Raw genomic sequence first — 14,977 nt, forward strand, 5'->3', positions numbered from 1 at the left:
AAATAAAAAAAAGGAATATACATGAATAGCATCAAAATCAAATTGTCTATTATTGCAAATCTGATTGCAGTTTTTGCTTTAATTATTTTAGGTATTGTAAATTTTTATTTTACTAAAAGTGCTCTATATGAAGCTACGCTCATCAGCGAAACGGAACTGCTTAAAGTGACACAACTCGCCATAGAAGATCGTAGAGCTGCAGATTTATCATTTATTAATAACTTAACACAAGATATTATGAATATGCCTTATTCATCTATCAATACAAAAGAAGGTATAATCAATAAAATTGGACCGATGCTAAAATTATATCGTCACAGTGCTAATGCATTAAATGTTTATATTGGACTAGAAAATGGCGAACTTTTAATCAGTCAAAAAAGTGATGATGCTAATACAGTTTCTAGCATTATAAATAACTTAGATGTCAGAAATAGAGAATGGTATCAAGAAGCTGTAAAAAGCAATGACTTTTTTTCTTCTCCAGCTTATATAGATAGCATAACTAAAAAATACATAGTAACTTACTCTAAAGCCATTTATAAAGATAATAAATTTATAGGTGTTATAGGTATTGACATTTCATTAACTGATTTACAAGATTTAATTGCAAAAACACCAGGAAATACTTTTGTATTTGATAGTAAAAATAAAATTTTTGCTGCAACCAATAAAGAATTATTAAATCCAGGAGTTGATCACTCACCTGTTTTAAATGCATTTAAAAAATATGGAGATTATAAATTTTTCTCTTATACACTTAACGATCAAGAAAGACTTGGAACTTGTACTAAAATATTTTCTTATACAGCTTGCATCACTGAAAGTGCTGATATTATTAATCAACCTATATTAAAAGCAGCTTTTATTCAAATTGTAGCAGTTGTTATTATAATAATTTTAAGTGTTATACTTCTTTATTTTATAGTATCATACTATCTTTCACCGCTTAAATCCATCCAACAAGGACTTAACTCCTTCTTTGACTTTATCAACCATAAAACAAAAAATGTTTCTACTATAGAAGTGAAAAGTAAGGATGAATTTGGTCAAATTTCAAGTGCTATTAATGAAAATATCTTACAAACTAAAAAAGGTTTAGAACAAGATAATCAAGCAGTTAAAGAATCAGTACAAACAGTATCTATAGTAGAAGGAGGTAATCTTACAGCAAGAATTACTGCTAATCCAAGAAATCCTCAACTCATAGAACTTAAAAATGTTCTTAATAAACTCCTTGATGTTTTACAAGCTAGAGTGGGTTCTGATATGAATATTATTCATAGAATTTTTGAAGAATACAAATCTTTAGACTTTAGAAATAAAATTAATAATGCTTCAGGAAGTGTAGAATTAACTACTAATGCCTTATGCGATGAAATAGTAAAAATGCTAAAACAAAGTTCAGATTTTGCTAATGCTTTAGCTAATGAAAGTGGTAAACTTCAAACTGCTGTTCAAAGTTTAACTAGTTCTTCTAATTCTCAAGCTCAATCCTTAGAAGAAACAGCAGCAGCTTTAGAAGAAATTACCTCATCTATGCAAAATGTTTCTGTTAAAACTAGTGATGTTATTACCCAATCTGAAGAAATTAAAAATGTTACAGGTATTATTGGAGATATTGCAGATCAAATCAATCTTTTAGCATTAAATGCAGCTATTGAGGCAGCACGTGCGGGTGAACATGGTAGAGGATTTGCTGTTGTGGCTGATGAAGTAAGAAAATTAGCAGAAAGAACTCAAAAGTCTTTATCTGAAATTGAAGCTAATACTAATTTATTAGTCCAATCTATTAATGATATGGCAGAATCTATTAAAGAACAAACTTCAGGTATTACTCAAATTAATGAAAGTGTAGCTCAAATTGATCAAACCACTAAAGATAATGTTGAAATAGCTAATGAATCAGCTATCATTTCTAATACAGTAAGTGATATTGCTAATAATATCTTAGAAGATGTAAAGAAAAAAAGATTCTAACCTTTAATCTTAGCTCTTGAAGCTAAGATTAATGATTGTGGTATAATTTGATATATTTTTTAAGGAAAATATATGAATTTATGGGATAAAAAAGCTAAAACTTACTCAAGATATAGTGCCAAATTAAATACTATTCAAAATCAAATTTTTGAAGAATGTTTAAAACTCAATATTGATTTTAATAAAAAAAATATTATCGACATTGGTTGTGGCACAGGAGTTTGGACCTTACATTTGGCCAAAAAAGCTAAAAAGATTTTAGCTTTAGATAGCTCAAAAACTATGCTTGAAATTTTAAAAGAAGATGCCAAAAATTTAAATCTTATAAATATTATTTATGAAAATTTAAGCTTTGAAACATGGAGTCAAAAAAAATTAAATACTCATTTTGATCTTGCTTTTTTAAGCATGTCTCCTGCTTTAAATGATGAAAAAGATTATAAAAATTTTTTAAATTTAGCTAAAATAAAAATTTATATTGCTTGGGCTGATTATAGAAAAAGTAATTTTTTAGATCCTATTTTCAAACATTTTAATACCCAATTTAAAGGTTTTTATGAGCAAGATTTAGAAAATTATTTATTAGAAAAAAATATAACTTTTCATAAAGCTATATTTAATGAAACACGTCATATAAAAAGAACAAGAGAGCAAGCCGTAGAAAATGCCTTATGGCACTTAAATATGAATGCAATTACAAGTTCTAAAAAAGAACTTTTGTCTTTAATAAAAAATGATGTTTTTGAAACTATAAATTCTAAAATTAAACTTTTAATTATAAATAATTAATCAAACAAAATCAATATTTTACTTGAAATTTTAAATTTTTTCCTGCCATATAAGGCATAACTTGATTGTATTGATCTTTATATAAATTAGGAACACACCATTCTTTTTTTTCTAAAACAATCATTTTATCTTTTTGAAATTTTAAATTATGAATCTTACAAGCATTATCACTAATAAATTTTTGCAAATTAGCCTTAGAACTATTTTGCTCAAAAAGTTCAGCTAAAACAGGTAAAATAACACCTGCGCTAAACACACCAGCTGCACATCCGCAACATTCTTTAGCATGTTTAGGATGAGGAGCACTATCACTTCCAAACATAACCTTATCATAAGCACTAAAAGCTAATTCACAAAGGGCTTCTTTGTCTTCGTAACGTTTAGCAATAGGTTTACAAAAAAGATAAGGATTCATCTTATCTCCAATCACATCATCTAAGGTAATCATTAAATGATGCAAAGTAATAGTAGCATATAAATTTTCATAATCTTTTAAAAGTCTAGACAAAGTTAGAGTAGTAATATGCTCCATAACAATTTTAAGACGTGGAAAATTTTTTGCTAGTTTTTCATAAATTTTTGCAAAATTACTTTCTCTATCCATAACAAAATCATTAGTCTCTCCATGAACCAATAAAGGAATATTTAAAGCACTCATAGCCTCTAAAGTGGGTTTTAAACTTTCTATACTCAAATTTGAAATCCCTTCACTTGAATTAGTTGTAATGCCTGCTGGATAAAGCTTGATACCAAAAATTTCATCTTTTGCTTGCTCTAAAAACTTCTCATCATAATATTTAAAAAAAAGTGTCATTAAAGGATTAAAATTTTCATCCTTACAAGCTTTAAGGATACGTATTTTATAGGATTTTAAACTTTCTAAATCACAAATTGGCGGGACTAAATTAGGCATAATTACCCCGGCACTAAAATCTTTTGCACTAAAAGGTGCAACAAGCTTTAACATTTCATCATCTCTTAAATGTAAATGCATATCTAAAGGATTTTTAAGCTTCACTTTTCTCTCCTAATTTAAGTTGATAAAAACCATTTTTAAGACGCTTAAAAAGTTTTTTTTCTTCTAAAAATTTAAAAGTTGCAATAATAGTAGGTTTGCTTTGTTTTAATTGTTCTTCAAGTTCACTAATTTTAATTAGAATAAAACCATTCTCATCACAATTTTGACATAAAAACTGTAAAAGCTCAAAACGCTTTTTTCCTAAAATTTCTCTCATTAAATTTTTAAATTTCATAAAAACACACTATATAAAACAAAACCCCAAACAAAAAGGGCTAACAATATACTAAAAAATACTCCAGCACTAGCACAATCTTTAGCAATTTTTGCTTTTTCATGCCATTCATGAGTCACCAAATCTACACAAGCCTCAATAGCTGAATTAAAAGCTTCAGCAATCAAAATAAGTATTAAAACTGCTATTAAAATTAAATGCAAAACCATGTTTACTTGTAAAAAAAAACTCAAAATAAAAAAAGGAATAATAATACAAAGCTCTATCTTAAATGAAGTTTCATTTTTACATAAAGTTAAAATTCCTTCTAAAGCATATTTGGCATTATTAAAAAAATGGTATTTTGGTTTCATGGGTTTGCTTTAAGTTTAGAATTAAATAAATCATATTCTGGCTCATATAAACTTGTTTTTATATTAAAATATCCTAAAAGCGTGCTAAAAAGATTATCCTGAGAAAGTTTTAAATCTTTATGTGCTTTAACTTGATTCATCAAATTTTTATCATTAGTCCAAAAAATTGCAGGAATATGAGTTTGATTTTGTGGGGCTATAAAATAAGGCATACCATGTAAATAAATCCCATTTTCTCCTAAACTCTCTCCATGATCTGAAAGATAAAATAAAGAACTTTTATAATCTTTTTGTTCTTTTAAAAGTTTAATCATTTCACTTAAAAGATAATCAGTATAAAGCAAAGTATTATCATAAGTATTAACTAAAGCTTCATTTTGACATTTTGATAATTCATTAGTATCACAAACTGGAGTAAATTTTTTAAACTCAGAAGGATAGCGTTGATAATAACTTGGACCATGCGATCCTTGTAAATGAAGAATAATAATATTTTGCACATCTAAATGATTTAATTGTTCTTTTAGAGGAGCTAATAATTTCTCATCAAGACCACTATCAAGTAAGTACTTTTGAGTTAATCTATCACAAACCCCTTTACATCCGCCTGAATTATTATCTATCCATGCAATATTTACCCCTGTTTTATTAAGTATATCTACAACATTTTCTTGAAATTCAGAATTAGAATAATTTTGACGCTTAGAAACAGAAAACATACAAGGTAAACTCACTGCTGTTGCTGTTCCACATGAATAAAAATTATTAAAAAAGATAACCTTATCTTTTTTAGTATAAAAATTAGTATCATTTTTAACATATGTTCCAAGAGAATAATTTGCAGCTCTAGCTGTTTCACCTACTACCAAAACTAACAATTTTTTTGTACTATTATCTTCTTTATAAGCATCATTTGCTATGGTTTTAAATTTAGATTTAGTTTTTACAAAATGATCCCAATAATTATATAAAGCATAAATTTGATAAAAAGGAATATTATACATTCTTATTTCATTATAATTTCTAAAAAATGGTATAAAAGTTTTACTTAAAGGAAATAAGATTGCACCCACAACAATTAAAGCTAGTATAATATTAATCATTTTAATTTTCATATAAGATTTAAAACTATTATAATAATTAATCTTTATCTTCATGATGTAAAAAACTAAGATTAAAACTAAAACCAATATTAAGATTAATTTAAAATTTAATAATTCTTTTATTTCTTTCACATCCGTTTGAATAACATTTTGTATCATATCAGAATCTATAAGTATGCCATAAAAACTAATAAAATAAACACTTAAAAACGAAGATAATATAAATAATATGGATAGCACTTTAGTAAAAAATTTTATAAAAAGCAATGAAAAAATCGCATGTACAAGAGCAAAATAAGCCAATACAAAAACAAAGGTGATAAAAAAATTTTGTGCATTTTTCTCATATACAAAACAAAATAAATTAAAATTTAATAATGTAATGATCAAGGAATTTAAAAAAGTAAATTTAAACCAAGTCAATTTTAACATATCAAGCCACCTTTAAGTATTGAATTTTTAATTTTAATAAATTTTCTTTAATAAATAGATTATACATTTAAATCTTTTTATGCTATGATTTTTATATTAATGATATAACTTAAGGAAAAAAATGAAACTACTTTCATGGAATGTTAATGGTTTAAGGGCGATTTGTGATAAAAATGCTCTTGATTGGATAAAAGAAGAAAAAATAGATTTTATAGGTTTTCAAGAAATTAAAGCTCATGAAGATAAATTTCCTAAAAAAATTTATGAATATCCTTTTAAACACATGTATTTTAATTCTGCAAAAAAAGCAGGATATTCTGGAGTTATGAGTCTTTGCAATTTTGATAGTGAAGTTAAAAAATGCGAATTCTTTGATGATGAAGAAGGTAGAGTTTTAGAACATCGCTTTAAAAATATCGTACTTTTTAATATCTATTTTCCCAACGGTCAAAAAGATGAAGAACGTTTAAATTTTAAAATGAAATTTTATAATGATTTTTTACAATATTTAAACACCCTTTTAAAAAATGGATTTGAAATTATTATTTGTGGTGATGTAAATACTGCTCATAAAGAAATTGATCTTACCCATCCTAAAGCTAATGCCAATACTTCAGGTTTTTTACCTATAGAAAGAGCCTGGATTGATCAATTATTGACTTTAGGTTTTATAGATACTTTTAGACAAATCAATGGAGATATTAAAGAAAAATATTCGTGGTGGAGCTATAGGATGAAAGCAAGAGAAAGAAATGTAGGCTGGAGAATTGATTATTTTTTTATTTCACAAGGTTTAAAAAATAAACTCAAAAATGCTTTCATAAGAGACGATATTTTTGGATCAGACCATGCTCCTATAGGAATAGAAATAGATATTTAATATTCCTATAGGGTATTATTTTTTAATTAAATTTTTAGCTTTTTCCCAAAGTCTTATTCCAAGTTTTTTAGCTTGTTTAGAATTTAAATCTTTATACTTTTCAGATGCTATTTTTTCCATCTCTAGTAATTCTTGCTTGATTTTACTTATTTTCTTTTGAGTTAACTTATTTAAATCATGAATTTTTGGATTTTTCTTAAATTCATTTAAAGATAAAATAAATTGCTCCCTAGTTTCACCTGCCATTCTCTTAAATTTTGCAAAAAGACTATCAAGTTCATGATTTAAAAGATATTCAATAATATCTTTAGAAGGATTTTTTTGATTTTTAATTTCACTTTTTAAAAGCGCTATAAATTCATCCTCAATACCTATTAATTCTTTGCTTTTAAGAATAAGATCTTCTTCAAAAGTATAATTTAATGAATTTTTAAATTTTTCTATTGCCAAAGAAATACCATCTCTAGTCCCTTTAATAACACCAAGGCAAAGATCTTTAGCATAAGCCATAGATTCATTAGCTATTTCAAAAGCTGTATTTAAAATAATATTTGAAATTTTTAAAATACGTTCTTTTTCAAAATCTGCTTCACAAATAGTATTATAAACCAAATTTTTAGCAATTTCCCAACTAGTTAATTCTATATCTTCAGCCTTTTCTAAAGTTGTTAAAAAAGCACTTTCTGCAGTTTCTTTTAAAATACCCAACATTTCTAAATCGAACAAAAGTGCATCGCTTAAATTTTCACCAATTTCATCTTTAAAACTAGAATGTTCAATAACATTTTCAAAATTGATAAAACGATCATTAATCTGATTTTTAACCACATTTTTTTGATGTTCAATCTGCCTACCTAAAAGTTCAGCCTCACTAATATAAGCATAAAGTTTATTTTGTGCATCTTCTACACTAGCTTTAACAAGCGCTCTAATGATTTTTGTGGTATTTTCATCATCGAGTAAATTTAATTTTTTTAATACGGATAAAAAATCAATTAAAAGCGAATTTAAAATCTCTTGAGCATTATGTGGATTTTTTAAAACTTGTTTATAAGCAAGATTAAAACTTAAATCTTCTAATAAACATTTTACTTCGTTTTTATCTATATTTTTTAAAGAATTTTCAAATATAATTAAAGTATTTTTCATTAGCTTCCCTTTTTATTTTAATTTTTACAATACAAATTTAGAATTAGATTTTAATTTTTCAAAAATATCTAAACGATCTTTTTTACTATCAACATAAACACTCAATAAATAACTTTGATATTTTCCATTTACGCTCGAATTTGCATGCTTAAATTTATATTCTCTTTGACCTAAAATTGCTTTAAAAACCTGATCTACTTGAATATGTGCTTCAAAAATTACTTTATAATCCCAAAAAATAGGATAATTAATCTTAGGCTCTTTTTTAAGATCGCACAAATTGACCACTTTTACCCCCTTCTTTACTTTCAAGGATTATATCAGTAATTTTCATTGATTTATCTATAGCTTTAATCATATCATATATAGTTAAAAGACCTATACTTACCCCACTTAAAGCCTCCATTTCAACCCCTGTTTTACCTTCACATTTTACTGTTACAATAAGTTTAAATGCATAATCTTTAGCCAATTCAATAATATTTGTTTCAATCTTAGAAAGCATCAAAGGATGACACATAGGAATAATTTCACTCGTTTTTTTAGCACCCATTATAGCTGCAACAACAGCAGTTTGAAGAACAGGACCTTTTTTTGCGGTATTATTTTTAATTGTATTAAATGCTTCTTTACTCATATATATCATACCGCTAGCTATTGCTATTCTTAAAGTAATATCTTTTTGACTTATATCTACCATTTTAGGATGATTTTTTATATCTAAATGAGTTAATTCCATAAATTCACCTTGCAAAAAATTATAAAAATTATATCAAAATCAAACAAATTTAAGATAAAATAAACCTTGCAATTTATATTAAGGAAAAAAAATGAATTATGAAAACGAAGAAGATTTAAACTACAATGATGAATATGAATATGAAGAATCTATACAAGATCATCACAAAAACTATAATTATGATGATGATGATTATGAATACAATGATGATAATGAAGAAGACTTTTATGAGATAGATTAAAAAAGATAAAAAATTTTATCTTATATTTTAGCACTTAATTATATTTAATGTATTCATTTTTTAATTAAAATTTTATACCGTTTTTAAAATAATTTTTTTATTTTAATAATACCCAACACACATACTATCAGTAATTTTAATACGCTTTTCAAAAGGTGTGGGACTAAAAAAATGACATTTTTCTATATAAATATGCTGATAATAATTCAATCCTAAAAAATCATAAAATTTTTTTAAATTAACAAATTTAATTCCAGAAATTTCTTTAAGTTCTAAAAGCTTATAAATAGAAGAATGATTATTTTTTACTAAATGTGATGGAGCTAAACCCGTAAAAGAACAAAAAGCACTGGCTAATACAAAACCATTTAAATTGGTGCATTTTTTTAAAGCTTGTTCATGTTTTTTTAAGATACAATTTTTATGTAAAAATATAATTCTAGTACCTTGATATCTACCTATTTCAACATCTTTCCAAAATTTATAAGCATTTTTTGAAATTCCCGCAAAACGATGAAACTCAGTATTTAAAATATAATGATCTAAAAACTCATTAGGAGGCAAAATTAAACTTTTCATAATGCAATAAAACTTTAATCTTCTTTATGTAAATTCTCCTTAGCTTTATGAGGAAGCTTAGATAAAAGATTATCTAAATTAAAATGAATTCCTTGAGTTTTTGCTTCTTCAAGTAAAGCAATAGCAGCTTTTACATTAAATACAGAAGAACCATCATAAGGAGCAAAAAGATGATCAGCTATTGCTAAAGCATAAGCAGACTTTTGTACTTCTTCTCTAGCAGCATGAGGAGTGCGAACAAAACAAATAGTTTCAATTAAAATATCATCAAAATTCCAATGATGCAACAAAAATCCTAAAAAAGAAATATGATCTACACCTAAAAATTCATTTTCCGTTAAAGCAATATTTTCATTTTTATTTTCATTTAAAAACGCTAAAAAATCTTTATCTTTTTGATTTTGTATAAGAAAATTCGAAAAAATAACAATACCTAATCTTAAAAGCATAGCACAAGGGACTAAAAAATGAGAAAGTTTTTTATCTTCTTCATTTAACCAATTTGTAATAAAAGTTGCTTCTTCATTGCAAGCTTTTAAAAAATTTACAGTATCTAAACCATAAGGTGAAACATCTATTTTAAAATTATTGCGAATAGAATCTGCTGTAACTATATTAATAATATTACTTACCCCAAGTAAAGTAATCATTTGATTGATAGTGGTAATCTCTCTTGTAAAACCATAATAAGGAGAATTTGCTAATTGTAAAAGTTTAGCTGTCATTAAAGGATCGCTTGAAATAATCTCAGCAACCTTATTAGTTTCTATATTTGAATTAACTTCATTAATATATTTTTTTAATTTACTTACAGTATCAGGTAAAGGTGGCAAAACCTCAACGCTTTTTAATAAAAGCTCATTCATATCTGCGCTCATATTAATTTATCCTTATCAATAATTTATAAATTTGCAATTATATCTAAAATTTAATTTACTTAACTTACACATTTTATTCCTAAAATATAACAAAAAATAACAAATATTTAGATATTTCTATTTTTTAATTAATTTTTAATTAAAAAATAATTTCAATCTTATTCAATGTAATAATAATAACACAATTAAGTAAAGTTTAAATTAATGAAGATATCAATTTTGTAAGAATTTTAAGATTTTAAACTCAAAATTCTTAAATGATAAAAACTATATCTAGAGTGCTTTTTTTACAGTTTCTGCAATTTTTGCAAAAGCATTAGCATCATTCATAGCTAAATCTGCTAAAATTTTTCTATCAAGCTCTATACCTGCTTTTTTAAGACCATTCATAAATTTTGAATAACTTAAATCATTTAATCTACAAGCTGCATTAATTCGCACTATCCAAAGACGGCGAAAATCTCTTTTTTTACGGCGTCTATCACGATAAGCATAGACAAGACTTCTTTCTAATTGCTCTTTTGCTTTTCTAAAATGTTTACGGCGTCCGCTATAAAAACCACGTGCTAATTTTAAAATTTTCTTATGTCTACGGCGTCTAACAACACCTGTTTTTACTCTTGCCATTTTTATTTCCTTTCATAAAGTGGCGTCCAAATTGGATCTTTCCCTTAATCAAAATTAAGCTTTAATAAGGGGAGTTTTGAATGACTTTAGTCAAAAACTTAAATTCCTAACATTTTTTTAACAGCTTCTACATTTGTGCTATGCACATATTTAGCTGTACGCAGATCGCGCATTCTTTTAGCAGGTTTTTTAGTCAAAATATGGCTTCTAAAAGCAGAACCTCTTTTAATTTTATTTTTACCTACTTTAAAGCGTTTAACTGCACTTTTAACACTCTTCATTTTTGGCATACGCTTTCCTTTTTAAATTTTATAGATTTAATTTTTAAATAAAGAAGTCAAATACTAGCAAATTTTTTCTAATTTTTGACTGAATTTAAGATTAAAAAAACTTGGCACAAGTTTTGCTTAATAAAATATTATAAAGCAATATTTAAAGAAAGACCATAAAATGACTGTTTTAACACATGCTTATCAAAATTTAAGCTTACATAATCCTTTAAAAAATAATTCTATTTTAAATTTCATCAAGAATGATACCATTTTAAATTCTGAAAAACAAAATCACACTAATATTACTTTTACTAATACTTACGCAAGTGAATTTGGTTTTAGAATCAATGAAGAAGGTTTTTTTGATAAAGATTTAAATAAAATTGCTAATATACCACAATCTTATGATATTCACATTAGAAGTGTTAGAAATATAGCCAAAGAACTTATTAAACAAGATGAAAATTTAAACTATAATAAAATAGACTTGCCTTATATTTTAAATACTTATTATAATTCATTAAAATCCATCAATTTAGAATTTTTCCAAAATGATAATGCTAATTTAAGTCGCAATGCTATTACCAAACTCTTTTCAGGTTTTTCAACCGATAATGGGGAATTTTTAGGAACAATTTCAAGAATTTATAACAATCAAGAAGAAATAGATTTTGCCTTAAGTAATATTAGCAATCTTAATACTTTAATGTTAGATAATCAAATCACTAATTTTCATTTTGATAAAGCCATTAACGACACCTCATCTAATGAAATTTTAAAACCTTATTTAACCAAGAATTCAGAAGTTTCAAAATCAGGACTTTTAATGAATTTCATTTATCATGATATTAAAACCCAAAACGATAAGCAAACCCATTTTTTTATGAAACCTAGTTTTTTAGAATCTAATGCCCATGAAAATTTACAAAAAATTCTCAAAGGTGAATTAGATATAGAAAATTATATTAAAGAAAATAATGAAAAAAAAATGAGTTTTGATCTTTATCTTTATGTCAACGGTGTAAATAAAAAAACAAGTACACAAGATAAACTCTCCATATTTTTTCAACAATATATCAATTATGAAAAAGATATGGACTTAAAAGAATTCACTAATTCAAGTTCAATATTTCAAATTTACATTGAAGAAAATCGCAATGACTTTGATTTTCTAAAAAAAGAATATCAAAGTCAAAGTCAAGATATAAAAAGATTAAAAAAAGCTAATTCTATACGTTGTAATGCTATAGAAAATTTTCTAGATCAACGGCAAAAACAAGTTAATTTAAATAAAATTTTAAACTCATATATATCTGTAATGATTTAAAATTAAAAAATATAATTTAATCCATAATTAATGTTTATTTAAAACAAAAAAGCTAAAAGTATCATATCATTAAAAAATCTTAAATATTTAAGATTTTATTTTTGTTATAATTTTTAACCTAATTTTTATAAATTTTTGTTATTATCTGTTTTAAAAAAGATAAAAAATATCCTAATTAAAATTAAGGATAAAGTAAGGATTTAAATTGAAAGTATATTTAGACAATAATGCAACAACCATGATCGACCCTAATGCTTATGAGTTAATGCTACCCTTTTTAAAAGACATGTATGGCAATCCAAATAGCTTGCATCAATGGGGAAGTGCAGCGCATCCTGCCTTAAAAGAAGCTTTAGATAAACTTTATTTAGGACTTGGAGCAAGTGATTTAGATGATATCATCATCACTTCATGTGCTACTGAAAGTATTAACTGGGCGCTTAAAGGTGTGTATTTTGATCATATTTTAAATAAAGACCGCAATGAGGTTATTATTTCTAGCGTAGAACACCCTGCTGTAGTTGCTGCAGCACATTTTTTAAAAAGTCTTGGTGTAAAACTTATTGAACTTCCTGTTAATGAAGAAGGAATTTCTACAGTAGAAGATTTACGCAAAGTTATTAGTGATAAAACCGCATTAGTTAGTGTTATGTGGGCAAATAATGAAACAGGGATGATTTTTGATATTAAAGCTATGGCAGAACTTGCCCATGAATTTGGTGCTCTTTTCCATACAGATGCTACTCAAGCTGTTGGAAAAATTAAAGTTGATCTTAATCATGTTGGTGTAGATTTTGCTTCTTTCTCAGCTCATAAATTTCATGGACCAAAAGGTGTGGGTGGACTTTTTATTAAAAAAGGTTTAAAACTCACTCCACTTTTACATGGTGGAGAACATATGGGTGGCAGAAGAAGTGGAACTTTAAACGTACCCTATATAGTAGCCATGGGAGAGGCCTTACGCATAGCAAACACTATGCTTGATTTTGAAGATTCTCATATACGTCGTTTAAGAGATAAATTAGAAGATAAAATTTTAGCTCTACCAGATACTACAGTCATTGGAAAAAGAGAACATCGTGTACCTAATACCATTTTAGCAAGTATTAAAGGGGTAGAAGGAGAAGCCATGCTTTGGGATCTTAATAAAAATGGTATAGCAGCAAGTACAGGTTCAGCCTGTGCGAGTGAAGATTTAGAAAGCAATCCTATCATGGAAGCCATTGGTGCAGAAAATGATTTAGCTCATACAGCTTTAAGACTTTCTTTATCACGTTTTAATACAGAAGAAGAAATTGATTATGCTGCTGAACAAATCAAAAATGCGGCGCAAAGATTAAGAGCAATTTCTTGTACTTATGCTTACAATCCAAACAATTACAAATAAGGATCAAAAATGGGAAAAAATAGTTTAATTAGCGGATCTATTTGGGATGAATATTCACAAAAAGTTCAAGATAGGATGAATAATCCTCAACACATGGGAGAATTCAATGAAGAAGATGCTAAAGCAAGAAATGCAAAACTCATTGTAGCAGATTTTGGAGCAGAAAGTTGCGGTGATGCAGTTAGGCTTTTTTGGCTTGTAGATGAAAAAACTGATAAAATTATTGATGCTAAATTTAAAAGTTTTGGTTGTGGTACTGCTATAGCAAGTAGCGATACTATGGTAGATCTTTGCATAGGAAAAACTGTAGATGAAGCAGTAAAAATTACTAATTTAGATGTGGAATTTGCTATGCGCGATAATCCACAAACACCAGCTGTCCCACCTCAAAAAATGCACTGTTCTGTTATGGCTTATGATGTTATCAAACAAGCTGCAGCACACTATAAAGGCGTCAGTCCTGAAGATTTTGAAGATCAAATTATAGTTTGCGAATGTGCTAGAGTAAGCCTTGGAACTATTAAAGAAGTTATTAAACTTAATGATTTACACACGGTAGAAGAAATCACACAATACACTAAAGCAGGAGCCTTTTGCAAATCTTGTGTTAAACCAGGCGGACATGAAAAAAGAGATTATTATCTTGTAGATATTTTAGCTGAAACTAGAGCTGAAATGGACAGAGAAAAACTTAAAAATTCTATAAAAAACGATCTTAGTTTTGATGAAATGACCTTAGTAGGACAATTAAAAGCTGTTGAAAGTATTTTAGATTGTGAAATTCGTCCTATGCTTCACAACGATGGTGGAGATTTAGAAGTTATTGATATACAAAAAGCTGAAGGTGCAGCTATTGATATATACATTCGTTATCTTGGAGCATGTAGTGGTTGTTCTAGTGGAAGCGGGGCAACACTTTATGCCATTGAAACCATTTTACAAGAAGAACTAAGTCCAAACATACGCGTTATGCCTGTTTAAAAAAATA

At 26.6% G+C, this 14,977-nt stretch carries 18 protein-coding genes; 7 read left to right on the forward strand and 11 right to left on the reverse strand.

Annotated elements, in window-relative coordinates; genetic code table 11:
- The first annotated feature begins 21 nt into the window (after window positions 1–21).
- Entirely contained in the window at window positions 22–1,980 is a 1,959-nt protein-coding gene (locus A2J15_RS04135) for a methyl-accepting chemotaxis protein (RefSeq protein ID WP_116980490.1), read from the forward strand.
- A 72-nt stretch (window positions 1,981–2,052) separates the two neighbouring features.
- Window positions 2,053–2,769, forward strand: coding sequence for a class I SAM-dependent methyltransferase (locus A2J15_RS04140; RefSeq protein ID WP_066777420.1), 717 nt, complete (start codon window positions 2,053–2,055; stop codon window positions 2,767–2,769).
- 10 nt (window positions 2,770–2,779) lie between these two features.
- On the opposite strand, the gene pyrC is transcribed toward A2J15_RS04140, so the two are convergent.
- From pyrC to A2J15_RS04160, 4 genes are read right to left on the reverse strand one after another with little or no spacing between them, the layout of a single operon-like run.
- Entirely contained in the window at window positions 2,780–3,787 is a 1,008-nt protein-coding gene (gene pyrC, locus A2J15_RS04145) for a dihydroorotase (RefSeq protein WP_066777415.1), read from the reverse strand.
- A complete protein-coding gene (locus tag A2J15_RS04150; protein ID WP_066777413.1) occupies window positions 3,777–4,022 on the reverse strand; it encodes a replication/maintenance protein RepL in 246 nt (81 codons plus the stop codon). Before A2J15_RS04150 ends, pyrC begins: the two co-directional genes overlap by 11 nt.
- Window positions 4,019–4,375, reverse strand: coding sequence for a diacylglycerol kinase (locus A2J15_RS04155; protein WP_066777410.1), 357 nt, complete (start codon window positions 4,373–4,375; stop codon window positions 4,019–4,021). The genes A2J15_RS04150 and A2J15_RS04155 overlap by 4 nt, the downstream gene beginning before the upstream one ends.
- The gene (locus A2J15_RS04160) at window positions 4,372–5,910 is read right to left on the reverse strand and encodes a phosphoethanolamine transferase (protein ID WP_066777407.1); all 1,539 of its coding nucleotides are present in this window, start codon (window positions 5,908–5,910) and stop codon (window positions 4,372–4,374) included. The genes A2J15_RS04155 and A2J15_RS04160 overlap by 4 nt, the downstream gene beginning before the upstream one ends.
- 121 nt (window positions 5,911–6,031) lie before the next feature.
- On the opposite strand from A2J15_RS04160, the gene A2J15_RS04165 reads away from it, so the two are divergent.
- Window positions 6,032–6,790, forward strand: coding sequence for an exodeoxyribonuclease III (locus tag A2J15_RS04165; RefSeq protein WP_066777404.1), 759 nt, complete (start codon window positions 6,032–6,034; stop codon window positions 6,788–6,790).
- A 15-nt stretch (window positions 6,791–6,805) separates the two neighbouring features.
- On the opposite strand, the gene A2J15_RS04170 is transcribed toward A2J15_RS04165, so the two are convergent.
- From A2J15_RS04170 to moaC, 3 genes are read right to left on the reverse strand one after another with little or no spacing between them, the layout of a single operon-like run.
- Window positions 6,806–7,939, reverse strand: a complete 1,134-nt coding sequence (locus tag A2J15_RS04170; RefSeq protein ID WP_066777401.1) for a hypothetical protein — start codon at window positions 7,937–7,939, stop codon at window positions 6,806–6,808.
- Between the two features lie 24 nt (window positions 7,940–7,963).
- On the reverse strand, window positions 7,964–8,227 hold the full coding sequence (locus A2J15_RS04175) for an HP0495 family protein (protein ID WP_066777398.1): 264 nt from the start codon (window positions 8,225–8,227) through the stop codon (window positions 7,964–7,966).
- Entirely contained in the window at window positions 8,205–8,678 is a 474-nt protein-coding gene (gene moaC, locus A2J15_RS04180; protein ID WP_066777395.1) for a cyclic pyranopterin monophosphate synthase MoaC, read from the reverse strand. The genes A2J15_RS04175 and moaC overlap by 23 nt, the downstream gene beginning before the upstream one ends.
- Window positions 8,679–8,769: 91 nt before the next feature.
- Here moaC and A2J15_RS04185 point away from each other — a divergent pair, with 91 nt between their 5' ends.
- Window positions 8,770–8,919 carry a highly acidic protein gene (locus A2J15_RS04185; RefSeq protein ID WP_066777392.1) on the forward strand — a complete coding sequence of 50 codons (150 nt, stop codon included), beginning with the start codon at window positions 8,770–8,772 and terminating at the stop codon, window positions 8,917–8,919.
- Between the two features lie 102 nt (window positions 8,920–9,021).
- Here A2J15_RS04185 and cheQ read toward each other — a convergent pair whose 3' ends face one another.
- The 4 genes from cheQ to rpmI form a co-directional block, all read right to left on the reverse strand.
- Entirely contained in the window at window positions 9,022–9,501 is a 480-nt protein-coding gene (cheQ, locus tag A2J15_RS04190) for a cheVAW transcriptional regulator CheQ (RefSeq protein WP_116980491.1), read from the reverse strand.
- 11 nt (window positions 9,502–9,512) lie between these two features.
- Complete coding sequence (gene cheP / locus A2J15_RS04195) at window positions 9,513–10,376, reverse strand: cheVAW transcriptional regulator CheP (RefSeq protein ID WP_066777387.1); 864 nt, start codon at window positions 10,374–10,376, stop codon at window positions 9,513–9,515.
- 273 nt (window positions 10,377–10,649) lie between these two features.
- A complete protein-coding gene (rplT, locus tag A2J15_RS04200) occupies window positions 10,650–11,003 on the reverse strand; it encodes a 50S ribosomal protein L20 (protein ID WP_066777386.1) in 354 nt (117 codons plus the stop codon).
- A gap of 98 nt (window positions 11,004–11,101) precedes the next feature.
- Complete coding sequence (rpmI, locus tag A2J15_RS04205) at window positions 11,102–11,293, reverse strand: 50S ribosomal protein L35 (protein ID WP_066777383.1); 192 nt, start codon at window positions 11,291–11,293, stop codon at window positions 11,102–11,104.
- 160 nt (window positions 11,294–11,453) lie between these two features.
- Between rpmI and A2J15_RS04210 the strand changes: the two genes are divergently transcribed.
- From A2J15_RS04210 to A2J15_RS04220, 3 genes are all read left to right on the forward strand, one after another.
- On the forward strand, window positions 11,454–12,602 hold the full coding sequence (locus tag A2J15_RS04210; protein WP_066777380.1) for a hypothetical protein: 1,149 nt from the start codon (window positions 11,454–11,456) through the stop codon (window positions 12,600–12,602).
- Between the two features lie 205 nt (window positions 12,603–12,807).
- Window positions 12,808–13,989: a NifS family cysteine desulfurase gene (locus tag A2J15_RS04215; RefSeq protein ID WP_066777377.1), complete on the forward strand. Its 1,182-nt coding sequence runs from the start codon at window positions 12,808–12,810 to the stop codon at window positions 13,987–13,989.
- Window positions 13,990–13,998: 9 nt separating this feature from the next.
- Complete coding sequence (locus A2J15_RS04220; protein ID WP_066777375.1) at window positions 13,999–14,970, forward strand: iron-sulfur cluster assembly scaffold protein; 972 nt, start codon at window positions 13,999–14,001, stop codon at window positions 14,968–14,970.
- Window positions 14,971–14,977: the final 7 nt, after the last annotated feature.

This window comes from Campylobacter hepaticus (assembly GCF_001687475.2).
GTDB classification, from domain to species: Bacteria; Campylobacterota; Campylobacteria; order Campylobacterales; family Campylobacteraceae; genus Campylobacter_D; species Campylobacter_D hepaticus.